Here is a 22,750-nt window from a genome sequence, read left to right as displayed (position 1 = left end):
GCCCCGGTTCACGGGGCCTTGGCTTGGCCAGTGCGCTGCGGCTGGTTGCCGCAGCGCGGGCGTCGATCAGAACTGGTGATCGGCGTTGTCCGGCTTCAGGTCCTGGATGCCCAGGGCGGCGGCGGCCTTCTCGATGGCGCCGGTCTGCTTGACCAGGGAAGCGATGGCGTCGCTGATGATCTTGTGGTCGGCCTCGTCGGCCGGGGCGATCATCTGGTCGAAGTGCACGCCATCCTTCTCGGCGCGGTCGACGATGGCCTGCATCTTGGCCTGGGTGGCGTCGAGGTCGGCCTTCAGGTCGGTGTTGGCCTGGGCATCGGCCTTGGCCACCAGGTCGGCCACGCTCGGGCCCTTGACCAGGCTGCCGTCCACGCGCTTGTACTCGCCCAGGTAGATGTTGCGGATGCCTTCGGCGTTGAAGTACAGGGTGTGGTGGGTGTTGTCGCTGAAGCAGTCGTGCTCGTCTTCGGTGGAGTTGGCTTCCAGGGCCACCTTCATGCGCTCGCCGGCCAGCTCGCCCAGGGACAGGCTGCCCATGCCGAAGAAGATCTTGCGCAGGTTGGCGTCGGCGCCGTCGGCTTCCAGCTTGGCGCGGTAGTTGTCGGCGACGCCGGCCTTCCAGTTGCCGACCATTTCTTCCAGCTGGGCCACCAGCAGGTCGGTGACGGCCTTCAGGTAGGCCGCGCGACGGTCGCAGTGACCGTTGCTGCAGTCCTTGCCCTGGACGTAGTCGGTGTAGGGGCGGTTGCCGGCGCCGGGCTTGGTGCCGTTGAGGTCCTGGCCCCAGAGGAGGAACTCGATGGCGTGGTAGCCGGTGGCGACGTTGGCTTCGGAACCGGCCACTTCGTTCAGGCTGGCCAGCTTCTCGCCGGTGATTTCCTTGACGTCGATCTTGTCTTCGCCGACCTGGATCTCGGTGTTGGCGACGATGTTGGCGCTGGCGGCCGGGTTGCCCTCGGCGTGCTGGTAGTCCTTGGCGACGTAGTCGATCAGGCCTTCGTCCAGCGGCCATGCGTTGACCGCGCCTTCCCAGTCGTCGACCACCTTGTTGCCGAAGCGGAAGGCTTCGCTCTGCGAGTAGGGCACGCGCGCGGCCAGCCAGGCCTCGCGGGCGGCCTTGAGGGTTTCTTCGCTGGGCTTGGCGAGGAAGGCGTCGACGGCCTTCTGCAGGGCCTGGGCGGTAGTCAGGGAGTCGCTGAAGACGGCCTCCGCCATGTCCGCGTAGTTCTTCACCACGGCCTTGACCGCGGCCTCGTCGACCTTGGCGGCGGCCGGGGCGGCGCTCTGGGTGCTGGCGGCCGGGGTGGCTGCCTGGCTGGCCGGGGCGGAAGCTTCTTTCTTGTCGTCGCCGCAGCCGGCGAGGGAGATGGCGATGGCCAGCAGGCTGGCGGTGGCCCAGGGCATACGAGTCATGGCGGGTTCCTTAGCATGAGGGTGGCGCAAAAAGGTGTGCGCAACGAAAGCGGCAACATAATGCGAAAGATTTGCATTTTTGAAAAGGCCGCGCTTGCGATTTGCCAGCAGCCTTCACAGCGGGGGGATCAGCGGCGTTCGATGCTGGAGCTGCCGGCGGCCTCGGCCAGGCGCCGCGCCTGCTTCAGATAGAGGGTCAGCTCGCGCGCCGGCAGCGGCTTGCTGTACAGGTAGCCCTGCCCCTCGTGGCAGCCCTGGTCGATGATGTAGGCCTCCTGCTCGAGGGTCTCCACGCCCTCGGCGATGACCTGCATGCCCAGGCTCTTGCCCAGCTGGATGATGGCCCGGACGATGGTGGCGTCGTCGTCGTCCTGCAGCAGGTCCTGGACGAAGCTCTTGTCGATCTTGATCTTGTCCAGCGGCAGGCTCTTCAGGTAGCTGAGCGAGGAGTAGCCGGTGCCGAAGTCGTCGATGGCGATCAGCGCGCCGGCGCGGCGCAGGCTGAGCAGGTGCTGGGCGGCGGTGGAGATGTCTTCCATCAGGCCGGTCTCGGTGACTTCCAGCTCCAGCGAGCGCGGCGGCAGGCGGTGGATCTGCAACAGGTTGCTGACCACCCTGGGCAGGGCGTTGTGGCGCAGCTGCACGGTGGACAGGTTGACCGCCAGGCGCAGGTCGTCGAAGCCCTGGTCGTGCCATTCGCGCAGTTGCTTGCAGGACTGGTCGAGCACCCATTCGCCGATGGAGAAGATGCTGCCGTTCTGCTCGGCCAGGGGGATGAACAGGTCCGGCGCGACCCAGCCCTGGGTCGGGTGCTGCCAGCGCAGCAGGGCCTCGACGCCGACCACGCGGTGGTCGCGGTAGTCCACCTGCGGCTGGTAGACGATGTGCAGCTCGTTGCGCGACAACGCCTCGCGCAGGTCCTTCTCCAGCTCGCGGCGGCGGCGCATCTCGCTGTCGACGCTGGCGATGTAGAACTGGTAGCGGTTGCGCGAGCGGGTCTTGGCCAGGGTCATGGTCTGCTCGGCCTTCTGCAGCAGCTTCTCGGTGCTCTCGCCATCCTCGGGGTAGAGGGTGATGCCGATGGTGGCGCGCAGCTGCACCGGCTGCTCGTCGAGCTGGAAGGGCAGCTCCAGGTCGTCGAGGATCTGCTGGGCCAGTTCCGCCGCCTCGTAGGGCTGCTCGATGTCGGCCTGGACCAGGGCGAACTGGTCGCCGCCCAGGCGCGCCAGGGCGCCGAGCTGGGCGCTGTGGCCGCGCAGGCGGTCGGCCAGGGCGATCAGCAACTGGTCGCCGAACTGGTAGCCGTGCTGTTCGTTGATGCCCTTGAAGTCGTCCAGGCCCAGGCACAGCACCGCCACGCGGCGCTCCTCGCGGCCGGCGTCGGCGAGTATCTGGTCCAGGCGCTGCTGCAGCAGCTTGCGGTTCGGCAGGCCGGTGAGGAAGTCGTACTGGGAGATGCGCAGCAGGCTGTTCTCCGCCTCGCGGCGCAGGTGGCCGTTGCGCTCGATGGATTCCAGCAACTGGTTGGCGGTGTTGATCCACAACCCCAGTTCATTGTGCTCGTGGCCGGCCAGCATCGGCAGCTTGTGCTCGCCGGGGCGGTCGGGGTTGATGCTGGTGAGGTGGTCGATGATGCGCCACAGCGGCTTGGTCAGCAGCCAGTGGTAGACCAGGAACAGCACCAGGCCCATGGCCAGGGCGCGGAGGATGCCGGAGAGGAAGATGATCACCGAGGTGACCACGAAGTCCTGGCCGTAGGGCGCGGTGTCCAGGGTGATCTTCAGGTCGCCGTAGTATTCGCCGGGCTCGCCGCGGCCGACCAGGCGGATGGCATAGTGCTGCTCGGGGCCGAGGATGGGGTCGGTGAGCCAGCGGGTGGGGGAGTCCAGCAGCGGGCGGGATTTCTCCGCCAGCATGGGTTCGTCGGGGTGGCCGATGGCGGCGTAGCGCACTGCTTCATGCTGGAACAGGCCTTCGAGCACCTGCATGGCCATGTCGCGGTCCAGGCTGTAGACCGCCTGGGTGGACGGGTCGCGGACCATAGCGAGGATCCGCTGGGCATCGTTGTGCACCGCCTGCCGCGCCTTGTGGGCGTCGAAGACGATCTGCGCGCAACTCAGGACGACACCCACCACCAGCGCCGCGAGCAATACGACGCGCAGCAGCTTGAGGGAGAGCCTGTGCCGGGGGTCCAGTTTCAAGGGTGCTTTCCTTGTTCATCGCCATCCGGCGAAAGACAGGTCTGAGTATTGGCAAACGGAGCTTTGACGTCAAAGGGCCATCACCCTTTTCCGACCAAATCCGACTCTCAGGTTAGCCGAGCCTTGTCCTTCTGGCGCGCAGAAAGCAGAAACCCGGCTTCAGGCCGGGTTTCCGCGGAGCAACCGAGGGTATCAGGCAGCGAAGTTCTTCGCCACGTAGTCCCAGTTGACCAGGTTCCAGAAGGCTTCGACGTACTTCGGACGCAGGTTGCGGTAGTCGATGTAGTAGGCGTGTTCCCACACGTCGCAGGTCAGCAGCGGGGTGTCGCCGCTGGTCAGCGGGTTGCCGGCGCCGATGGTGCTGGCCAGGGCCAGGGAGCCGTCGGCCTTCTTCACCAGCCAGGCCCAGCCGGAGCCGAAGGTGCCGATGGCGGTCTTGGTGAACTCTTCCTTGAACTTGTCGAAGGAACCGAAGGCGGCGTTGATGGCATCGGCCAGGGCGCCGGTGGGCTGGCCACCGCCGTTGGGGGTCAGGCATTCCCAGTAGAAGGTGTGGTTCCACACCTGGGCCGCGTTGTTGAAGATGCCGCCCGAAGAGGTCTTGACGATGTCTTCCAGGCTCTTGCCTTCGAACTCGGTGCCCGGGATCAGGTTGTTCAGGTTCACGACGTAGGTGTTGTGGTGCTTGTCGTGGTGGTATTCGAGGGTTTCCGCGGAAATGTGCGGCTCAAGGGCGTTCTTGGCGTAAGGCAGCGGCGGCAATTCGAAAGCCATGGTGTTTCTCCTATTTCCTCAGGTCAGGGCTAGCGCGGCGAACGCGCGACCGGTACACGGGGCCGGTTCGTGATTGTCGCGGCATCCGTACGTAGCGCCCCTGCTCCGCAGAGCGAGGCGCGCGTCGGGTGCGTCCAGCAGGCCTGGCAGGCTGGCGCCGCGAACCTCGGATCATAGCACCCGCCCCCCGGCATATCCACGCAGCAACTGTAGGGGCAAAGCCGCGCGCCAGTGCCGGTGCGGGGCGTTCCCGCGCACTGGGGTCGACTGCCGTGGGGCTCCGGGGTTCGATCTGTTTCGTCGCCGGGCTCAGGCGGCGAACACCAGTTGGCTGGCCATGCCGAGCATCATCACCGCCACCATCAGGTCGACCAGCCGCCAGGTGGCCGGGCGCGCCAGCCAGGGCGCGAGCCAGGCGGCGCCCAGGGCCAGGGTGAAGAACCACAGCAGCGAGGCGCTGGCCGCGCCCATGGCATAGGCGCCGGGCGCGGCCTGCTGGGCGCCGAGGGAGCCGATCAGCAGCACGGTGTCCAGGTACACGTGGGGGTTGAGCAGGGTCACCGCCAGCGCCGCCATCAGCACCGCCCGGCGCGAGCGCGGGCCGGTCTGCCCGGCGTCGGCCATGGCCTGCGGGGCGATGGCGCGGCGCAGCGCCTTGGCGCCGTACCAGGTCAGGAAGATCACCCCGCCCCAGCGGGCCACGGCCAGCAGCGTGGGGTTCTCTGCCAGCACCTTGGCCAGGCCGAACACCCCGGCGCTGACCAGCACGGCGTCGCACAGCACGCAGAGCGCGGCCACCGACAGGTGATGCTCGCGGCGCAGGCTCTGGGCCAGGACGAAGGCGTTCTGCGCGCCGATGGCGATGATCAGGCCGGCGGCCACCAGCAGGCCGTTGAGGTAGCTCTGCCACATGTTCAGGCTCTCCCTTGGCAGTTGGAGCACTGGCGGGACGGCGAGGGAACGGGGAGGGTCAGGCCAGGCATGGTCGGGCTCCGGTGGGCGGGTTCGAGGGGGAATGCCTGGCGAGTCTGGGGCTTGTGCCTGTATAAGGAAAACGAATCCTGTTGATGGCTCATTAGGAAAACTGATGTTCGACTACAAGTTGCTGGCCGCCCTGGCGGCGGTGGTGGAGCAGGGCGGCTTCGAACGCGGCGCCCAGGCCCTGGGCCTGTCGCAGTCGGCGATCTCGCAGCGCATCAAGCTGCTCGAGGCGCGCGTCGGCCAGCCGGTGCTGGTGCGCGCGGCGCGGCCGCAGCCCACCGAGCTGGGCCGCCGCCTGCTCAACCACGTGCAGCAGGTGCGCCTGCTGGAGGGCGACCTGCAGCAGTGGGTGCCGGCGCTGGACGAGGGCGGCTCGCCCGAGCGCCTGCGCCTGGCGCTCAACGCCGACAGTCTGGCGACCTGGTGGGCCGCTGCCATCGGTGATTTCTGCGCCGAGCGCCGGGTGCTGCTGGACCTGGTGGTGGAAGACCAGGAGGTGGGCCTCAAGCGCATGCGCGCCGGCGAGGTGGCTGGCTGCCTGTGCGCCAGCCCGCGGCCGGTGGCGGGTGCGCGCAGCGAGCCGCTGGGAGCGATGCGCTACCGCGGCCTGGCCAGCCCGGCGTTCGTCGCCCGGCATTTCCCCGAGGGCGTGCGCGTCGAGGCCCTGGCGCGGGCGCCGGCGATCGTCTACGGCCCGGATGACCAGTTGCAGCACCGCTACCTTGCCGACCTCGGCGTGGACGGCACCTTCATCTACCACCTGTGCCCCTCGTCCGAGGGCTTCGTGCGCATGACCTGCGGCGGCCTGGGCTGGGGCCTGGTGCCGGAGCAGCAGGTGCAGGGCGAACTGGCCCGCGGCGAGCTGGTGGAACTGCTGCCGGGCCAGGTCATCGACGTGCCGCTGTACTGGCACCACTGGCGCAACGGCGGCGAGCTGCTCGCCGCGCTGACCGCCCACCTGCTGCGCCGGGCCGCCGCCAGCCTGGTGCCGATCAGCCGCGGATGACGATGCGCCCGCTGCCCGGCAGGGCCTCCACGCAGCGCGGGCCGAACAGCTGCGAGGGCGTGAAGTAGCCGCCGGGGCCGTCGTGGCCGAGCAGGTGGCGCACGGCCAGGAGCACGCCGTGTACGGTGACGTCGTAGCCGTTGGCGGTCTCCAGGCGCGCCGTGCGCCGCTCGCCGCGGCCGTTGCGCACCTCGCCCCAGACCCAGGTGCGCAACCGGCTGCGGGCCTGCTCGTCGGGGCCCTTCACGCGCCGCTGCACCTGGCGCTTGAGCCAGTGCTGGACGCCGTCGCGGCCGAGCAGCGGGCGTAGTGGGTCGATCAGGCGCATGCCCATGGCCGCCAGCGGCGGCGCCGGCAGGTACACCTCGATGTTGGGGATGCCGGTGCTGTAGAAGGCGGTGGCGACGTCGCCCCAGGGAATGCTCACGGCATGCTTGAGGCCGCGGCCGAAGTCGATGTCGCGGCGCTTGTAGCCCAGCGGCACCTCCACCAGGCGGCCGTCGCGGCGCACCTTGCCGCCCAGCTTCAGGCCTTCCACCGTGGTCGCGGCGGTGCCCGGCGAGAGCCCGCTGCCGGTGTCGAAGCCCAGCGCCAGTTGGGTGGCGTCGGGCAGGGCCTCGGCCAGGCAGGCGGCGACGCAGTCGGTGGGGATGACGTCGAAGCCGACGCCGGGGCAGACCACGCAGCCGGCGGCGCGGGCGCGCTCGTCCAGGCCGTGGGCGTGTTCGAAGACGCCGATCTCGCCGGTGATGTCGACGTAGTGCGTGGCATTGGCCAGGCACGCCTCCAGCAGCGGCGCGGCGGTGGCGGAGAAGGGCCCGGCGCAGTTGGCCAGCACGGCGACGTCGGCCAGGGCCGCGCCCGCGCCCTCGGCGCCGAATACCCGGCACTCCAGGCCCAGCACGCTACCCAGCGCCTGCACGGCGGCGGGATCGCGCCCGCCCAGCAGCGGGCTCAGGCCCTGGCGCCGGGCCTCCTCGGCCAGCAGGCGGCCGGTATAACCGTTGGCGCCATAGATCATCCAGTAGGGCTTGCTCATTCGGGGCCTCGCACAGGGAACGGGGAAGGATCGCCGGGGTTCTAACCGGCCTTGCCGCCGGCTGTCACCCGGCCGCGAGTCGGGCGGCTCGCAAGGATGCCGTTCTGGCGTGCGCGGCCAGCGTGGCCGGGCGGGTGGCCTGCTAGAGTCGGCAGACAACAACTATAGAGGTGCGTGCATGAAGATTCTGGTCACCGGCGCGAGCGGGTTCATCGGCGGGCGTTTCGCCCGCTTCGCCCTGGAGCAGGGCCTGGCGGTCCGCGTCAACGGCCGCCGCGCCGAGGCCCTGGAGCCGCTGGTGCGGCGGGGCGCGGAGTTCATGCCGGGCGACCTGGCGGACGCGGCCCTGGTGCGGCGCCTGTGCGAGGGCGTCGATGCGGTGGTGCACTGCGCCGGCGCGGTGGGCGTGTGGGGCCCCTACGAACACTTCCACCAGGCCAACGTAGTGATGACCGAGAGCGTGGTCGAGGCCTGCCTGAAGCAGGGCGTGCGGCGCCTGGTGCACCTGTCCTCGCCGTCGATCTACTTCGACGGCCGCGCCCACGTCGGCCTGAACGAGGACCAGGTGCCGACGCGCTTCGCCAACCACTACGGCGCCACCAAGTACCAGTCGGAGAAGGTCGCCCTGGGCGCCGCCGAGTTCGGCCTGGAGGTGCTGGCGCTGCGCCCGCGTTTCGTCACCGGCGCCGGCGACACCAGCATCTTCCCGCGGATGATCGCGGCGCAGCGCAAGGGCAAGCTGAAGATCATCGGCAAGGGTCTGAACAAGGTCGACTTCACCAGCATCCAGAACCTCAACGACGCCCTGTTCAGCGCCTTGCTGGTCACCGGCACCGCGCTGGGCCAGGCCTACAACATCAGCAACGGCCAACCGGTGCCGCTGTGGGACGTGGTCAACTACGTGATGCGCCGCCTCGACCTGCCACCGGTGACCGCGCACATGCCCTATCCCCTGGCCTGGTCGGTGGCGGCGCTGAACGAAGGCCTCTGCTATCTGCGTCCGGGCCGCCCCGAGCCGGTGCTGACGCGCATGGGAATGGCGGTGCTGGCCAAGGACTTCAGCCTGGATATCGGCCGCGCCCGCCAGTTCCTCGGCTACGAGCCACGCGCCAGCCTGTGGGACGCGGTGGACGAGTTCTGCGACTGGTGGAAGGCCAGCGGGCTCTGAAGAGCCCTTCGCGGCTTTCGTAGGATGGGTAGAGCGCAGCGAAACCCATCGCCCGGGCCCATGCTGCACCCGACCCCGCCGTCATCCGCGCAGCGGCCCCGAGTAATGCCGCTGCCCGGACTCGCTGGGCAGGAAGCTCGGCTCCTGCACCACCCGCGGCAGGCGCACGCCGCTCAGCTCGCTGAGGCGCTGGCCCAGTTCGCGGGTGTCGTCCCGGCTGGAGCCCTCGCAGGCGCGCAGCATGAGTGCGATGGCGTCGGCTTGCTGGAACCGGATGTCCAGCGCCTGTTCTTCGCGCAGACGGCGGCGCAGTTCGCGCATGCAGTCCAGGATGGCCTTGTTGAATTCGATCACCCAACTCCCTCCCCCGCAGTGGGCGCCAGGGCGGCGCCGGTGCGGAGGCGGAGCAAGGCATATGCCATACTGTCGCCTTGCCACTATTTCCGCGGCCTGGCGGGAACCCCGGCCGCGCCGGCGTGGTCTCTGCCAGGGCCCGTGCGCGCCGCCGCGGTGCGCCGCGCCCCCCGATGGCGCGCTGTCCAAGCCGCCGGCGCGAACGGATATACTGCGCCCTGCGCAGGCGCCATGCCGCTTTCCCCCCACAGGTTTCCTTCATGCGTAACGACAGTTTCGACGACTTCGACGATGTGCCCAGCCTGACCACCGACGCCGCCGACCGCGACGAGTTCGGCCACCATCCGCGCCGCGTCTACGAGCCCGGTGGCCAGCGCCTGGCGCCCCAGCCCAAGGGCGGCGCCAGCACCGGGCCGCTGTGGGCGCTGGTGGCGGCCATGGCCATCGCCCTCGGCGGCCTGGCCTGGTGGAGCCACCAGCAACTGGCGCTGATGGAGCACCAGTTGATCGCCACCCAGGAAAGCTTCGCCAAGATCAGCGAGGAAGCCGCCGGCCGCCTCGACGACATCCGCGGCAAGTTCGTCCAGAACGAGTCCTCGGTGACCAGCGAGCGCGAGCAGCTCAAGCTGCAGGTCAAGCAGCTGCAGGGCCGGCTCGCCGACCAGGCGCGCCAGCAGCAGGACTCGCTGTCGCAGATCGATGGCCAGCAGGCCAAGCGCCTCGACCAACTGAGCAACGAACTCAAGGCCCAGCAGGACAGCGCCGCGCAGCTGATCGCCCAGCTCGACGGCAAGATCAAGTCGCTGGCCGACGAACAGGCCAAGGTGAAGAGCCTGCAGGGCGACCTGGCCACCGCCAACGCGCAGATCCAGAACCTGAGCGCCGACGTCGCGGCGCTGAAGAAGCGCGGCGACCAGAGCCAGTCGATCAAGAGCATCCAGGACGACCTGCTGATCCTGCGCAGCGAAGTCGAAGGCAAGCAGGGCCAGCAGGGCGGCAGCACCGCCGAATTCGACGCCTTCCGCGCCCAGGTCACGCGCAACATCAACGCGCTGCAGGCGCAGGTGCAGAACCTCCAGCAGCAGCTGACCAATCGCTGAGCGCCCGTGTAGGAGCGGGCCCTGCCCGCGATTCGCGCGCAGGGCGCGCTCCTACATGGGAATGTGCGGGGCGAATCTTATCCGCGATAAGCATCAGGCCTGCACTGGGGCTGGATCGCGGATAAATCCTATAGCGCTCATACGACCTGGAATGTCCAGGCTCTTGTATGCATGTCAGCACTTTCGTCTTTGTGCTCCGCGGGCTATGCCGGGCAAAGCGATTCCATTCTGCTAGGGCCTTTTATGGACAAAGGCTCGGTATGTGGAGACGCAACAACGATCGATTTGCAGCAGCCGGGGCATCTGTTTTGCGCTGACCAGCATCCATTTGCAGCCCCATGAACGCAATCGCCTGAGGTTGCTGCGCTATTCATCGACGTCGCTGCCGAATCAGGATGTCGCCGACTTCGTCATTGAAGTCTTCGACTATATGCAGGTCAAAGACAGGGAATGCAGTCTTGAAGTCGCCCTGTCCGAACCGCTGACTCGACAAGTGGCGGATGCTCTAAATAGGCAGAATCTCCAGGTCGCGCTCACCCTGAGTGGCATTGCCGGGGGCCTGGTAGGCTTCGGCAACAAGTTTGCCGGTATTGCCGCAGGTGGGGCGGTAAGAAAGTACTCACTTTCTCGGCTGAGGAGTTTTCATGCCGGCGACAGGATATTGAGCGTGGCGGCCAGTGTCGGTGGCGGTATCGGTCCCCAGGCCACCTTGCAATCGACTCTGATTACCCGAGCCCACCCGACATGATGCTCAGCGAGTTGATCCATCTGTTCGTCGCCTTTGTCCTGATGCTGGTGCTGTTCCGCTGCGTGAGGAAAAGTTCCAGCAGGACTTGGCTGGCGGTGGCGCTGGTGTTGATAGGGGGTGTGTTGATGTATTGGCAGCCACCATTCCGGCTGTGGATGATCGACTTGCCTACAGTGGGATTGTTCGGTTTCATCATCGGCGTCTGCTTCTTTTACGAACGCAACAAGGCGGCAGACGAGTGAGGGACCTCGCTAAGATTTATTGTCGCAAGCGCGCCCTGCCCGCGATTCGCGCGCAGGGCGCGCTCCTACATGGTTTGTAACGGTATTCACCGGTGGCTTTCGTGCTTTGGGTTGGCTCCGTTCCCTCTCCCTGAAGGGAGAGGGGATCGTTCGGAGCGCTTGGATGGAGTCAGCCGGCTAGCACAGAGATTACCGGTTAAAACCAGGCCCCCTCTCGGCACGGACAAGCCCCCTCTCCCTTCAGGGAGAGGGCTGGGGAGAGGGCTCTAGGCTCTTAACCCTCAACCGAAGCGATACCCATCACCCACCACCGCATGGGTTTCGCAGGCTCAACCCATCCTACGAAAAGCGCGCCGGCGCAGTTGGCAACATATCCGCCGCAAACGAAAAGGGCGCCTCCAGGAGGCGCCCTTTTCTTCATGCCCTGTCCTTACAGCCGCGGGTAATCCAGATAGCCGACCGGCCCCTTGGCGTAGAAGGTTTCCGGATGCGCTTCGTTCAGCGGCGCGTCCTTGGCCAGGCGCTCCACCAGGTCCGGGTTGGCGATGAAGGGGATGCCGAAGGCCACTGCGTCCGCCTTGCCGCTGGCCAGCCAGGCGTTGGCGCTGGCCTTGGTGAAGCGCTCGTTGGCGATGTAGGGGCCGCCGAAGATTTCCTTCAGTTTCGGGCCGATGCTGTCGGGGCCTTCCTTCTCGCGGGTGCAGATGAAGGCGATGCCGCGCTTGCCCAGTTCGCGGGCCACGTAGCCGAAGGTCGCCAGCGGGTCGGCGTCGCCCATGTCGTGGGAGTCCATGCGCGGCGCCAGGTGCACGCCGACGCGGCCGGCGCCCCACACCTCGATGGCGACGTCGGTGACTTCCAACAGCAGGCGCGCGCGGTTTTCGATGGAGCCGCCGTACTGGTCGGTGCGCTGGTTTGTGCTGCTCTGCAGGAACTGGTCGAGCAGGTAGCCGTTGGCGCCGTGGATCTCTACGCCGTCGAAGCCGGCGGCCTTGGCGTTCTCGGCGCCCTGGCGGTAGGCTTCGACGATGTCGGCGATTTCCTCGGTCTCCAGCGCGCGCGGGGTGACGAACTCCTTGATCGGACGCACCAGGCTGACGTGCCCGGCCGGCTTGATGGCGCTGGGCGCCACCGGCGTTTCACCGTTCAGGTACAGCGGGTCGGAGATGCGGCCGACGTGCCACAGCTGCAGCATGATGCGCCCGCCGTTGGCGTGCACGGCCTTGGTCACGTTGCTCCAGCCGCGCACCTGGTCGTCGGACCAGATGCCGGGGGTGTCGGGGTAGCCGACGCCCATGGGCGTCACCGAGGTGGCTTCGCTGAGGATCAGGCCGGCGCCGGCGCGCTGGGTGTAGTACTCGGCCATCAGCGCGTTGGGCACGCGGCCCTCGTCGGCGCGGCAGCGGGTCAGCGGGGCCATGATGATGCGGTTCGGCAGTTGCAGGTCGCCGAGGGTGATCGGGTCGAAGAGCGTGGTCATTGCTGCGGTGCTCCGTTACGGGATGTTCGGTGGATGTTCGGTAGATGCACGGTGGGTTCAGTCCAGGACGGGTTGGGCCTGGTTGGGCTTACCGCTGAAGGCGATCATCACCGCGATCAGCGCCAATACTGCGAGCAGGGCGCCGGCCAGGGGCACGCGAGTCAGCCCCAGGCCGTGGTCGATGACGCTGCCGCCGACCCAGGCGCCGATGGCGTTGCCGACGTTGAAGGCGCCGATGTTCAGGGTGGCGACGAGATTCGGCGCGGCCTGGCCGACGCGCACCACGTTGACCTGCAGGGCCGGCACGGCGGCGAAGGCGGCCGCGGCCCAGACGAACAGAGTGATCTCGGCCGGCAGCAGCGCGTGGCTGGTCCAGCTCAGCGCCGCGGAAACCACGGCCATGGTGGCGAACACCCCGGCCAGGGTGGTGCCCAGGCGCCAGTCGGCGAGGCGGCCGCCGAGGATGTTGCCGAAGGTCAGGCCCAGGCCGATCAGCACCAGTGTCCAGGTCACGCCGCGCGGCGACACCTGGGTGACTTCGCCGAGCAGCGGCGCGACGTAGGTGAACAGGGCGAACACCGCGGCGGAGAACAGCACGGTGGTGGCCAGCGCCAGCCACAGTTGGCCGCTGCGCAGGGCCGCGGCTTCCTGGCGCAGGTCCACGGCCTCTTCGTCGTGCCCGGCGGGCAGGATGCGCCACAGGCCGATGAGCGCGAACACGCCGATCACCGTCACCACCCAGAAGGTCGAGCGCCAGCCGGCGACCTGGCCCAGCGCGGTGCCCAGGGGCACGCCGAGCACGTTGGCTAGGGTCAGTCCGGTGAACATCAGCGCCACGGCGGAAGCCCGGCGATTGGCCGGCACCAGGCCGGCGGCGACCACCGAACCGATGCCGAAGAAGGCGCCATGGCAGAGCGCGGTGACGATCCGCGCCAGCATCAGCATGCCGTAGCTGGCAGCCACCGCGCAGAGGAAGTTGCCGAGGATGAAGATGCCCATGAGCATCAGCAGCGCGCGCTTGCGCGGCAGTTTCGCCGTGAGCATCGCCATGATGGGCGCGCCGATGGCCACGCCGAAGGCATAGCCGCTGACCAGCCAGCCGGCGCTGGGGATGGACACCGCGAGGTCGCCGGCCACGTCCGGCAGCAGCCCCATGATGACGAATTCCGTGGTGCCGATGGCGAACGCGGACAAAGCGAGGACGAGAAGCGGAAGGGGCATGCGCCTGCTCCTGAAAAAAGTGGGACGTTCTAGGCAGATCGCTGCGACTACAGCGCTTCGCTCAAGTGGCGAACAAAAGCCGCGATGGTGTCTTCATTGCGTTTGAAGAAGTGCCACTGACCGATTTTCCGACTGGTCACCAATCCGGCGCGCTGGAGGGTGGCCAGATGTGCCGACACGGTGGATTGCGACAACCCGGTGCGCTGGTCGAACTTCCCGGCGCAGACGCCGATGGCGAAAGGCTGGTGCTCCTGCTCGTCGAAATAGCGCTCCGGCTCCTTCAGCCAGCGCAGCATGTCGCGCCGCACGGGGTGGGCCAGGGCCTTGAAGATCTCGTCGAGGTTCAGTGCTTCGCTCATCGCTGCCTTTGTGTGTATCGCTTGGGAACGAACTATATATCGGTGAAAAGCGATATGAATTCGTTTGAGCTGATGATGATGATCGATGGGGTTGATAGTAGGCGGGTGGTGGGAGAGAGGGGATGTCACTAGGCCGATTGGCGTGGGGCCGGCCAAGGGGCAGGGGAGATCGTGGGCAGAAGGGGATGATGTACTTTTACTGTGTTGGTTCGGTCTGGTTAGTAAGGGAGAGAGAATAAATCTTCTCCCGCTATGCGAAAACTGTAAATCTCTCAGAAATGAGGCGGTTGCATAAAAATCCATTTACTCATATTTTCTGAATGTTGTTCTACATGTCTTAAGAATGTTCTAAGATTATGCTTCCGTCTTGTTCTTTTGTTATTTCAGCTGCATTGGCCGAGACAAGCAAAGGTACTTGCGTGGCAAGTATGATGGTGAGGTACGCCTTCATTCGCATGAACTTCTTTTGCTTAATCTGATATTCGCTCAAAAACCCTGGCAGGAATCTTTTTTGTCAATCCGGACTTTGTCATTAACTCCTTATAGTCGGAGTAGTATGATTTGGCCTCTGGTTTTTGGTTTTCAGCCCAAAGAGAGTCTGCCATATTCAGTTTCAGTACCATCCTAGATGGGATAGCAATCTCTAGTGCTTTGTATATTTCTAATGCTTCCTGGTTTTTTCCTGACTCAGCTAAGAAGTAAGCGATATCATTTAGATCGGTAATGTTCCTTTTAGACGGAGGAAAACAAGCCAGATAGGATGCGGAGCCCATGTACATCTGGTCTTGGATTATTGACGCTTTTTCATCTAGGCTAGAAAATTTTGCTATCTTTTCTTTTAGCTGTACAGGGGATGGAGTCTCCAGTACTGGAGGTTGTTGACCACCTCCTGAGATTTGGTTTATCCATTCATCATCGGATGTCCATTGTCCAGTACAGTACGCTGCAGATCTTGACTGCATTACGCAGCCATTGCTCATGTTGATAACTTCGCAATGCGATAATTCAGTTTCTTTCGTTGATCCATCTTCAAGATAAAGTGTCCCAGTTTCTCCGCGCTGGAGAATAAGGAATTTTTTACTTGGAGAGAGTGATTCGCCAAATATAGAGAAGAACTCTTTTGTATTATCTATACTGCTATGTCCTGCGGGTTGCTCTTTCTGGTATATCTGGAACTGCTTTTGTTGGTCTTTAAATGTTATCTTTTGCCATGCTTTTGCATGATCGCTCCAGTTATCCAGCATGACTTGGGTATCCACTCCTTTGAGTAACTCCGGTGCGCCTGTCATTCCCTTGGATTCACAAGTGTAAACCGAGAGAACTAAGGTGATAGACGTAACTATAGGTTTTGACATGTTAATCATTGTTCTCAACCGTGTCACATCACTCTACTAGACAGATAAAGAAGAATTGCTTCTGATCTGAGTTGGCGGACGGTGTGCTTGGATAAGGAATTAGTTTTATATGTATTATTTTTTAGCCATGAAATACGGTGCCTTGTATTACAGGATGGCGGAGATTTTTATCCACTTCTCGATTTCTTTTCCTTTGGCTGTTATGTATTTTATTTTTAGTTTTCCATCCTTATATTCTGTGGTTCTGACTATATCTCCTTTTATCAAATACATTTTTGTCGGGGTTTCAGCAGTCGGTGAGTCCCAAAGCAGAGCTTTTTTGGATGTGATTTTTAATCTTGTTTCAGATGAAAGCTCTAACTTGCTGCTGTTGAACAGGAAATCTTTTGTGATACTTTTTATATTGGCTGACTCTAAGAATTGATTTTTTGTTTTTAGAGTGAGCTCTGAGTTGGCTAGATTTTCGCTTGATGCTGGGACCTTTATTGAATGAGTGGCATAAATTAATTTTGTATTGTTCGTATTTATAGCTATAAGATATATATTGTTTGGGTATTCAAAGTATAGGTTTGCCTGGTTATTGATTTTCTCAAGGTGAACTGTTCTCTCTTGTATGTCAGATGGTTCTATTAATGTGGTGTTTTCCGTTGCTGTTTGGGCGGGATTCGCATTTTTTATTATTAATTTTGCTAACCTGTTGTTGCTTGTTATGCAAGCTACTGAGTTTTCAAATCTTACTTCGCTATATTTTACGTAGCCAGCTTCTTTAGGGCACTCGGCATTAGTGCTGGCGTTTACCATGCTTGAAAATGCAGATAGTAACGCTCCTATGTATAGATATAGGTCCTTATATCTCATGCACATTCGACTTTTCCTTCAAAGTCTATGGAAATACTATGCTTCTGTATTTTCATTATATTAAGTTGGCCTGTGTCAGTATTACTGTGTGCGCTCCAAAATTCGTGATGGAATTTTTCCACCTTTGTCTGCAGATCTCATTAGTTTCACATAGTGAAGATAATTCTCCTTGGCTGAAGCGTGATTCCCTGCTCCCCAATAACTGTCAGCAAGGTTGAGGTATGCAACTGTTCGCTGTGGGTTATCCTGGATTACCTTTCGTAGTAGCGTAATTGCTTCAGCATAGTGGCCGGTCTGCTCAAAGAGGAACCCTAGGTTGTTGCTGAAAGTAAGATCTTGTGGAAGGTAATATTTTGAGATGATATAGCTTTCTGGTGGGCATGTTTCGGAGTCGCCGCCTGATTCAATCAGGGAGGTAATTATTTCTTTTAGTTTGCCTTTGTTTCGCAATTTGTATTCTTTTATGGCGTTTTCATAGATCGATAATGTTTGGTTGGTTAGGATCTTTTCTCCATAGGACTCATTTGAGTTCAACTGTTTTCTGATGGCTTTTAAGCGCCCGAAGGTCTCAGTTCCGTCAAATTTACTGAGAGTTTTCTCTATTGAAGGGCTTGCTATCTTGTAAATGGCTGTGGCGGACTGATCACACTGGCTGTTATTCTGTACAGAATATAACGCATTGAGCACGAAGTCCTTTGTGTCATCCTTGTAGTCATAAACTAAGTTGAAATTATTTTGAGTGTTCTCCTCCTCCTCAGTAATTAGGACGATTCTGTCGATTGGGTCTTTGGTAGCCTGAGGTATTTCGAGAGTTTCTGACTGGTTGTCTATTAAAAACAAGGAACCCTTCTGATTACTGCTTGTTCTGAGCATGAAGCCATCATGGCCGCCAAATGGACTCTTGCTTGGAATTAGGGAGAGTATAGTGGTGGAGTCAATGAGTACATGATCACTATCCGATGTGCGAATAACTAAGCGTTGTGTGCCATCGGCCTCTGGAGCATGAATTGATATTATGTATTTCTGCGTGGCACCAGAAGGATTAGATAGCTTTTCGGTTGGAGAGCTTGCAAATGTGGCCGATGATGCCATGAGTAAAGTTGGTATGGCATAAAGAAGTCTCATTTTATGTTTATGCATGCTTTAAATAGGATTGTAATTTTTCTCTACGAGGTTTGGTTTATTCACGTTCTTATTGGTCGCTCTCCATTTTGGCGCAATCTGAGTCATTATCAGATTTGTTTGCGAGACTGTATGTCAATTCATTTATGTCTGCATGATTACCGCAAACTCCCAAACCGAGAGCGGTTGGGTCGATACCTTTTGATGATATCTCTATGGTATTTCCTTTGAGGAAAATTAGAATTCGACCAAACTCTGTTTCATGTACTAATTGGCCGTTGCTTTCTGTCATCTCAAAGTTGAAGGAGCAAATATTTTGATTGGCTTGCGTACTATTTAGTTGAACGGCATACCTAGGGGGGGTGTAAGTTATTTTTAGTGTGTCATTGAATTTGTCTTCACAGTTGCTGCCATCTTGTGGTGATGTGCAGAGATAGCTTTTTTGCTTATAGCATCCAGTCCAAGATATTTTATGCATTGAAGCAGTGTCTACTTTGTTATCATGGTTATTTTTTTGATCCTCAGTGGAAAAGCATGAGCTGGTGGTTAGTAGTAAAGTTATCGCTAGGATTGCTTTGTTCATCTTAGTTTCCAGTTAAGTATCTGGCCCTTTGTCGGCCGCCTTCATATTGAGACAGTTCTGGTGTATTGCGAATGTATTCAGCAAGTGCTTCTGGGTCATTAGATGATATATGTGGGAGCTGTCTGTCCCATATGCTCCCCTGTTGATAGGTTAGGTCAACAGCAATATCTCTTATCCGGTCGTTTAGGCTCTCCCATGGTGTTGCATCTGTTTCTCCAGCTGTCCCATTTGTATATCTAGTCTTTGCAGCTGTCTCGTATCTTGGATAGGTTATGTCTTCGAAAAGTATGCGTTGAGCTTTCCTGGATATTACTCCGTATGTCTCTCTATTATTATTGACAAAATCTCTGGCCGCATGGCCCGAGAGTTGAGCTCCTTGTGAAAAATTTTGAGCAGCACTGGGTTCAACACCTGCAGCAATTAAATCTGCATAAACTGTGGTAGGTGTACGTTGCTTCATGTCATAGCCTCGCCCTAAAGTTACGCCTGAAGCACCACCAGGCCAATGGAGTCGTCGGCTGAAGTAAAGATTTCCGGGAATGTCATTGCCTTCTGCATCAAAGGTCACCTGGCCTCTCCGAACAAGCAAGTCACTTCGCTTCGCTACTTTGGAAAAGTGCGATAATAAACCTAAAGGATGGAGGTGGGATGCTATTCCTGTATCAGATTGCTCGTTGCTAACCATCGAACCGGTCCACCAGATAAGTGACTTTATTCTTTCTTTTTCCTTTGCCCAATCCTTCTCACCTTCCTTGGTCATATAGCAATTCAACGCCTCCCACTTACTTAAACCAGGGTCGGCATACCACTCACTCTCATATTGAACAATCAGCCGGCTGATCGACTGTGCGTGCCAGGGTTTGCCGAGGGCGTTCCTGATCTCCTCGGGGGTGAGTTTTTCATCGTGGTTGGTGTCGATGATGTCGTACAGCCGTTCCTTGATGGGGCCGCTGTCGCCTTGGTTGATCTGGGCCTGGTAGTTGGTCTTCTCGCCATCGTCCAGTACGCCATCGCTGCTGAGCTTGCACGCGTACTGGTCGCTCAGGGTGCTGGTTTCCTTGATGAAGTCGAAGCCTTCCCAGTCCCAGGGATGCAGGCGGGGGGTGATGAGTTCGTCTTCCTTCACCCAGCCTCCGATCGGTTGGCCATCCTTGCCGGGCATGTTTTCCAGCTTCCACCATCGTTCGGTGGTGGTGGTGCCGCCCGTGGTCGTGGTGAGGGTGATTTTCCTTTCCGCTGGCAGGGCTTCGAGTACGGCCAGGGGCAGGATCATGTCGTAGGCGGTGGGCTGGCCGGGGTCGGAGACCTGCGGCGGGTTCTCTTGGGTGGCGTCTTCCCGGGTGATGAGCTTGGTTTCGGAGGGGATCTTCAGCAGGGTCTTCTGTTCCGGCTTGAGTTGCTTCGCCCTGGCGCGGCTCTGGGTAACGAAGGACTCCATGTCGTCGCAGGTGAAGACTTCCAGATGCAGGAGATCCTGCGGGGCGCCTTGCGTCGCGGCCTGGTACTTGCCGAGGTGGCCGATCAGCGCGCCGGCCTGGATGGGGACGGGCGGCTCGACGAGGAACACGCTGTCGCGCGCTTGTGGTTCCTTGACTGCTTCCAGGTCCTTCACCCACACGTAGCCTTCGCTTGCCAGTTGCTCGGCGCTCACCGCGGGCGTGGCGCTGCCTTGGGTGATCGCGAGGAGCTTGTGGTAGCTCTTGGTGGTGGCGGTGGGGGAGACGCGTACCTGGGTTCCCGCAGGGAGAAGGCCAAGGATGGGAGAGTTCCCGTTGGCGGCCAAGCGGATGTTCGCGCCTTTCTGAGCGGGCTCGATGGGGTCCTTGGCCTTGTGGTTGACGATATAGCGGCCTTCACCCAGTGCTTTCAGCACCGAACCGTCGGCAGGGCCCTTGTGCAGGTATCCGGTGTTTTCCGCGAGCCCCGCCACGGCGGGGGTGGCGCGGATGAACTTCAACCAGTTCGGGTTGATGCCCGGCCCGGCGGCTTCCGCCTCGACCAGGGTGCCGCGGGGCAGCACACCCAGTACGGTGCCGTTCGGCGTTGCGCGGACCCGCAGGCCCTGGAGCTTGTCGGGAGCGCTCTGCTTGACGGTACGGGTGTCGCCTGCCCAGAAGGCCGGCCGTTCCAGCTCGGGCTTGTCCTGGTAGCCCTGCCAGTCCATCAGGTGCATGTACAGGCTGTAGAACGTCAGGTCCGGTTCCACGGCCGGGGGCGTCGCGGCGGGCTGGGTGCCGCCGGCAGCTGGAGTGGCCGGGGCGGGAGCCGGTGGCAATTCCAGTCGATGCCTCACCAGCACGAAGCCGGTGGAGTAGATCGTCTCGTGAGCGCTCGCGCCTTCGCCATAGGTGAGCGTCTTGTACTTCCCGTCGATGCGATAGGCGACCACTTCACCGTCGGCGATGCAGCGGACGGACGATTGGTCCAGCTGTGCGCCGGTGTTCTGGTCGAAGTGCACGCCACCGTGCCACAGGCCGTTGCTGGAGACCGGGTAGAAGCCGCTTCCGGCCTTCGCCAGCGCGTCGTAGTAGACCTGCGGATCGGTGATTTCGCTGCTTGCGCCGCCGTTACTGCCCTTGGCCTTGAAGGGGTAGGACCAGCGCTCGACTTTCTTCTGCTTTTCCATGGTGATGTTCCGTTTTCAGTTCCGTTGGGACGGCGCACCAGCGCGCGACCTTGCCTGGTGTTCAGAAGGAGAAATTGACCATTCGGGGCCTGTCGATCGTCCGCTCCAGCGGTTGATTGGCCAGCGCCTCGTCCATCGGCCCGCCGGCCTTGTCCGCATCCGCGGCGCCCGGTTGCAGGGGGGACTTGAGGGCGATGCCCGAACCGCTGCCCGGCGAGCCGCCGGCGTTGATCTTCGCCAGCGGACCGAACACGGTGACGCCGCTGGCGTCGAGCTTGATGAAGCTGCCGCCGGCCTTGAGGGTCAGTTCCTGGCCGGCCTCGATCACCAGTTTCTGCCCGGCCTTGAGGTGGATTTCCCGGCCGGCGCGGGTCAGCTGGGCATTGCCCAGGCGGATGTGCTGGTTGTTGGCCACCGCCAGGTGGTCGTCGAGCCTGGCCTCCACCTTGCGGTCGAGGTGGATGGTCTGGTGCTCCTCGGCCTTGAACTCGCCGTAGGCGTTGGCTTCCACGGTGTCGTGGCGTTCGTGGCCGACGCGGATCTTCTGGTCGTGCTCGATGTTTTCGTCCCAGTCGCGCTGGGCATGGATGAAGATCTGTTCCTGGCCCTTGCGGTCCTCGATGCGCAGTTCGTTGTAGCCGCTGCCGCCCGGCGAGCTGTTGCTCTTGAACAGGGTGCGGGTCTTGTGGGCCGGCAATTCGTAGGGCGGCAGGTGCTCGGCGTGGTACAGGCAACCGCTGACCAGTGGCTGGTCCGGGTCGCCTTCGAGGAAGTCCACCAGCACTTCCATGCCGACGCGCGGGATGGCCACGGCGCCCAGGGCGTTGCCGGCCCAGCCGCCGGCCACGCGCAGCCAGCAACTGGTCTTGTCGTCGGCCTGGCCCTCGCGGTCCCAGTGGAACTGCACCTTGACCCGCCCGTACTTGTCGCAGTGGATTTCCTCGCCCGCCGGGCCGGTCACCACGGCGGTCTGGGTACCCAGCACCCGCGGCTTGGGGTGGGCCAGTGGCGGGCGGTAGTGCACGTCCCAGGGGGTGGCGAGGAAGCGGTTGCGGTAGCCCTGGTGGAAGTCGTCCTGGCTGTCGGCGGTGTCGCTGGTGATGGACTCTTCCAGCACCTGCGGCTGCCTGCCTTCGTGCCGCACCTCGGTGAGCAGCCAGAGGTCGTTCCATTCGCCGCGCGGGTGCTCGGACATTTCCAGGAAGTGGCCGCTGCACAGGTTCGGCTGGTCGCTGCGGCCCTCGGCCTGGCGGTAGTCGGCGCGGTGCCTTTCCAGGCTGCGCTGGCTCAGCAGCTTGCCGCGCTCGCGGTCGGTGAAGCGGCCGGGGTAGTCGTAGTCTTCCAGGTCCGGCTGGTCCTGTTTCTGCTGCGGCCGGTAGGCCGCTTCCATGCGCAGGCGCGGCTTCTGGAAGTCGTAGTCGCGGCGGGTCACGCGGCTGGTGCGGCCTTCCAGGCGCAGGACGAAGCCCTTGATCACCGGCTCGTCGGCCACTAGGCCGGTGTCGGCGATGTAGGGCGTGGGCTGGCCCAGGCGCGGGAAGGCGGTCTGGTCGTCGCCGAACACCAGCAGGTGCCCGTCGGGGCTGTGCTCGAAGTGGTAATGGAGGCCTTCCTCTTCGCACAGGCGCTGGACGAAGTGCAGGTCGCTCTCGTCGTACTGGGTGCAGTAGTCGCGCGGCGGGTAGACGGTGGGGCCGAGCTGGAAGCGGTAGGCATCGGCGAGGATGCCGTGCTCCTCCAGCACCCGGGCGATGATCTGCGGCACCGTCAGCTGCTGGAAGATGCGCTGGTTGCTGCGCAGCGCGAGGTAGGCCAGCTGCGGCGCCAGGACCACCCGGTAGCGGGTCAGGCGCTGGCCGGCGTCGCCTTGCCCAGCCTGCTGGATCAGCCCGTGGACGCCCGGCCCGGCGGGGCTGAAGGCGAGGAACGCGGGCTTGTGCAGCAGGGCTTCCAGGTCGAGGCTGGGGCGTTCGCTGACCAGTTCCAGCTCGAAGCGGTAGGGCTGGCTGATGGCTTCGCGACCGTGGAAGCGCAGGACCTGGAAGTCGTGCTCCAGGCCGTCGAGGGTCAGGCTGAAGTGGGTCTGGTTGGCCGGGTTGAACATGCTCGGGCTCCCTGTT

Annotated in this window: 20 protein-coding genes; 5 read left to right on the top strand and 15 right to left on the bottom strand. The window is 62.1% G+C overall.

The window, feature by feature from the left end; translation table 11 throughout:
• Nucleotides 1-66 precede the first annotated feature (66 nt).
• The 4 genes from PcP3B5_RS25450 to PcP3B5_RS25435 all read right to left on the bottom strand — a co-directional run bounded on the left by PcP3B5_RS25450 (nt 67) and on the right by PcP3B5_RS25435 (nt 5,300).
• Nucleotides 67-1,413 carry an imelysin family protein gene (locus PcP3B5_RS25450; RefSeq protein ID WP_043273263.1) on the bottom strand — a complete coding sequence of 449 codons (1,347 nt, stop codon included), beginning with the start codon at nt 1,411-1,413 and terminating at the stop codon, nt 67-69.
• A 128-nt stretch (nt 1,414-1,541) separates the two neighbouring features.
• Nucleotides 1,542-3,614 (bottom strand): putative bifunctional diguanylate cyclase/phosphodiesterase, encoded by a 2,073-nt coding sequence (locus PcP3B5_RS25445; RefSeq protein ID WP_043273262.1) that lies wholly within the window; start codon nt 3,612-3,614, stop codon nt 1,542-1,544.
• A 192-nt stretch (nt 3,615-3,806) separates the two neighbouring features.
• Nucleotides 3,807-4,388: a superoxide dismutase [Fe] gene (sodB, locus tag PcP3B5_RS25440; protein WP_009615879.1), complete on the bottom strand. Its 582-nt coding sequence runs from the start codon at nt 4,386-4,388 to the stop codon at nt 3,807-3,809.
• A gap of 309 nt (nt 4,389-4,697) precedes the next feature.
• A complete protein-coding gene (locus PcP3B5_RS25435) occupies nt 4,698-5,300 on the bottom strand; it encodes a LysE/ArgO family amino acid transporter (RefSeq protein WP_009615881.1) in 603 nt (200 codons plus the stop codon).
• Nucleotides 5,301-5,475: 175 nt separating this feature from the next.
• Between PcP3B5_RS25435 and PcP3B5_RS25430 the strand changes: the two genes are divergently transcribed.
• Entirely contained in the window at nt 5,476-6,375 is a 900-nt protein-coding gene (locus PcP3B5_RS25430; RefSeq protein WP_009615882.1) for a LysR family transcriptional regulator ArgP, read from the top strand.
• Here PcP3B5_RS25430 and PcP3B5_RS25425 read toward each other — a convergent pair.
• Nucleotides 6,362-7,414, bottom strand: a complete 1,053-nt coding sequence (locus PcP3B5_RS25425; RefSeq protein WP_043273261.1) for a saccharopine dehydrogenase family protein — start codon at nt 7,412-7,414, stop codon at nt 6,362-6,364. The two genes, PcP3B5_RS25430 and PcP3B5_RS25425, sit on opposite strands and share 14 nt — an antisense overlap.
• 178 nt (nt 7,415-7,592) lie before the next feature.
• Between PcP3B5_RS25425 and PcP3B5_RS25420 the strand changes: the two genes are divergently transcribed.
• Entirely contained in the window at nt 7,593-8,582 is a 990-nt protein-coding gene (locus PcP3B5_RS25420) for an NAD-dependent epimerase/dehydratase family protein (RefSeq protein WP_043273260.1), read from the top strand.
• Nucleotides 8,583-8,663: 81 nt separating this feature from the next.
• Here PcP3B5_RS25420 and PcP3B5_RS25415 read toward each other — a convergent pair whose 3' ends face one another.
• Nucleotides 8,664-8,933 (bottom strand): hypothetical protein, encoded by a 270-nt coding sequence (locus PcP3B5_RS25415; RefSeq protein WP_024128440.1) that lies wholly within the window; start codon nt 8,931-8,933, stop codon nt 8,664-8,666.
• Nucleotides 8,934-9,196: 263 nt separating this feature from the next.
• Between PcP3B5_RS25415 and PcP3B5_RS25410 the strand changes: the two genes are divergently transcribed.
• From PcP3B5_RS25410 to PcP3B5_RS25400, 3 genes are all read left to right on the top strand, one after another.
• Nucleotides 9,197-10,036, top strand: coding sequence for a kinetochore Spc7 family protein (locus tag PcP3B5_RS25410; RefSeq protein WP_043273258.1), 840 nt, complete (start codon nt 9,197-9,199; stop codon nt 10,034-10,036).
• Nucleotides 10,037-10,298: 262 nt separating this feature from the next.
• Nucleotides 10,299-10,784 carry a hypothetical protein gene (locus PcP3B5_RS25405; RefSeq protein WP_043273256.1) on the top strand — a complete coding sequence of 162 codons (486 nt, stop codon included), beginning with the start codon at nt 10,299-10,301 and terminating at the stop codon, nt 10,782-10,784.
• Nucleotides 10,781-11,026, top strand: coding sequence for a hypothetical protein (locus tag PcP3B5_RS25400; protein ID WP_009615887.1), 246 nt, complete (start codon nt 10,781-10,783; stop codon nt 11,024-11,026). Before PcP3B5_RS25405 ends, PcP3B5_RS25400 begins: the two co-directional genes overlap by 4 nt.
• A gap of 430 nt (nt 11,027-11,456) precedes the next feature.
• Here PcP3B5_RS25400 and PcP3B5_RS25395 read toward each other — a convergent pair whose 3' ends face one another.
• From PcP3B5_RS25395 to PcP3B5_RS25375, 9 genes are all read right to left on the bottom strand, one after another.
• Nucleotides 11,457-12,506 (bottom strand): alkene reductase, encoded by a 1,050-nt coding sequence (locus tag PcP3B5_RS25395; RefSeq protein WP_043273255.1) that lies wholly within the window; start codon nt 12,504-12,506, stop codon nt 11,457-11,459.
• Between the two features lie 57 nt (nt 12,507-12,563).
• Complete coding sequence (locus tag PcP3B5_RS25390) at nt 12,564-13,727, bottom strand: MFS transporter (protein WP_043273254.1); 1,164 nt, start codon at nt 13,725-13,727, stop codon at nt 12,564-12,566.
• 47 nt (nt 13,728-13,774) lie between these two features.
• The gene (locus PcP3B5_RS25385) at nt 13,775-14,086 is read right to left on the bottom strand and encodes an ArsR/SmtB family transcription factor (RefSeq protein ID WP_043273253.1); all 312 of its coding nucleotides are present in this window, start codon (nt 14,084-14,086) and stop codon (nt 13,775-13,777) included.
• Nucleotides 14,087-14,556: 470 nt separating this feature from the next.
• Entirely contained in the window at nt 14,557-15,330 is a 774-nt protein-coding gene (locus PcP3B5_RS31685; protein WP_141766292.1) for a tetratricopeptide repeat protein, read from the bottom strand.
• Nucleotides 15,331-15,588: 258 nt separating this feature from the next.
• Nucleotides 15,589-16,299 carry a hypothetical protein gene (locus tag PcP3B5_RS31680; RefSeq protein WP_141766293.1) on the bottom strand — a complete coding sequence of 237 codons (711 nt, stop codon included), beginning with the start codon at nt 16,297-16,299 and terminating at the stop codon, nt 15,589-15,591.
• Nucleotides 16,300-16,380: 81 nt separating this feature from the next.
• Nucleotides 16,381-17,424 (bottom strand): tetratricopeptide repeat protein, encoded by a 1,044-nt coding sequence (locus PcP3B5_RS31675; protein ID WP_160336946.1) that lies wholly within the window; start codon nt 17,422-17,424, stop codon nt 16,381-16,383.
• 67 nt (nt 17,425-17,491) lie between these two features.
• Nucleotides 17,492-18,004, bottom strand: coding sequence for a hypothetical protein (locus tag PcP3B5_RS31670; protein ID WP_141766295.1), 513 nt, complete (start codon nt 18,002-18,004; stop codon nt 17,492-17,494).
• A 1-nt stretch (nt 18,005) separates the two neighbouring features.
• Entirely contained in the window at nt 18,006-20,630 is a 2,625-nt protein-coding gene (locus PcP3B5_RS25380) for a lysozyme family protein (protein WP_051879286.1), read from the bottom strand.
• A 61-nt stretch (nt 20,631-20,691) separates the two neighbouring features.
• Nucleotides 20,692-22,734, bottom strand: coding sequence for a type VI secretion system Vgr family protein (locus PcP3B5_RS25375; RefSeq protein ID WP_061562715.1), 2,043 nt, complete (start codon nt 22,732-22,734; stop codon nt 20,692-20,694).
• Nucleotides 22,735-22,750: the final 16 nt, after the last annotated feature.

It is taken from the genome of Pseudomonas citronellolis, assembly GCF_001586155.1.
Taxonomy (GTDB): domain Bacteria; phylum Pseudomonadota; class Gammaproteobacteria; order Pseudomonadales; family Pseudomonadaceae; genus Pseudomonas; species Pseudomonas citronellolis.
Note: the sequence above shows the minus strand (reverse complement) of the source record. Positions and strands in the feature narration are given on the sequence as shown.

Excerpts from the sequence above, each read along its gene's own strand:
- PcP3B5_RS25450 (WP_043273263.1), bottom strand. The coding sequence starts at position 1,413 with ATGACTCGTATGCCCTGGGCCACCGCCAGCCTGCTGGCCATCGCCATC.
- sodB (WP_009615879.1), bottom strand. The coding sequence starts at position 4,388 with ATGGCTTTCGAATTGCCGCCGCTGCCTTACGCCAAGAACGCCCTTGAG.
- PcP3B5_RS25435 (WP_009615881.1), bottom strand. The coding sequence starts at position 5,300 with ATGTGGCAGAGCTACCTCAACGGCCTGCTGGTGGCCGCCGGCCTGATC.
- PcP3B5_RS25430 (WP_009615882.1), top strand. The coding sequence starts at position 5,476 with ATGTTCGACTACAAGTTGCTGGCCGCCCTGGCGGCGGTGGTGGAGCAG.
- PcP3B5_RS25425 (WP_043273261.1), bottom strand. The coding sequence starts at position 7,414 with ATGAGCAAGCCCTACTGGATGATCTATGGCGCCAACGGTTATACCGGC.
- PcP3B5_RS25420 (WP_043273260.1), top strand. The coding sequence starts at position 7,593 with ATGAAGATTCTGGTCACCGGCGCGAGCGGGTTCATCGGCGGGCGTTTC.
- PcP3B5_RS25410 (WP_043273258.1), top strand. The coding sequence starts at position 9,197 with ATGCGTAACGACAGTTTCGACGACTTCGACGATGTGCCCAGCCTGACC.
- PcP3B5_RS25400 (WP_009615887.1), top strand. The coding sequence starts at position 10,781 with ATGATGCTCAGCGAGTTGATCCATCTGTTCGTCGCCTTTGTCCTGATG.
- PcP3B5_RS25395 (WP_043273255.1), bottom strand. The coding sequence starts at position 12,506 with ATGACCACGCTCTTCGACCCGATCACCCTCGGCGACCTGCAACTGCCG.
- PcP3B5_RS25390 (WP_043273254.1), bottom strand. The coding sequence starts at position 13,727 with ATGCCCCTTCCGCTTCTCGTCCTCGCTTTGTCCGCGTTCGCCATCGGC.
- PcP3B5_RS25385 (WP_043273253.1), bottom strand. The coding sequence starts at position 14,086 with ATGAGCGAAGCACTGAACCTCGACGAGATCTTCAAGGCCCTGGCCCAC.
- PcP3B5_RS31685 (WP_141766292.1), bottom strand. The coding sequence starts at position 15,330 with ATGCTGGATAACTGGAGCGATCATGCAAAAGCATGGCAAAAGATAACA.
- PcP3B5_RS31680 (WP_141766293.1), bottom strand. The coding sequence starts at position 16,299 with ATGAGATATAAGGACCTATATCTATACATAGGAGCGTTACTATCTGCA.
- PcP3B5_RS31675 (WP_160336946.1), bottom strand. The coding sequence starts at position 17,424 with ATGAGACTTCTTTATGCCATACCAACTTTACTCATGGCATCATCGGCC.
- PcP3B5_RS31670 (WP_141766295.1), bottom strand. The coding sequence starts at position 18,004 with ATGAACAAAGCAATCCTAGCGATAACTTTACTACTAACCACCAGCTCA.
- PcP3B5_RS25380 (WP_051879286.1), bottom strand. The coding sequence starts at position 20,630 with ATGGAAAAGCAGAAGAAAGTCGAGCGCTGGTCCTACCCCTTCAAGGCC.
- PcP3B5_RS25375 (WP_061562715.1), bottom strand. The coding sequence starts at position 22,734 with ATGTTCAACCCGGCCAACCAGACCCACTTCAGCCTGACCCTCGACGGC.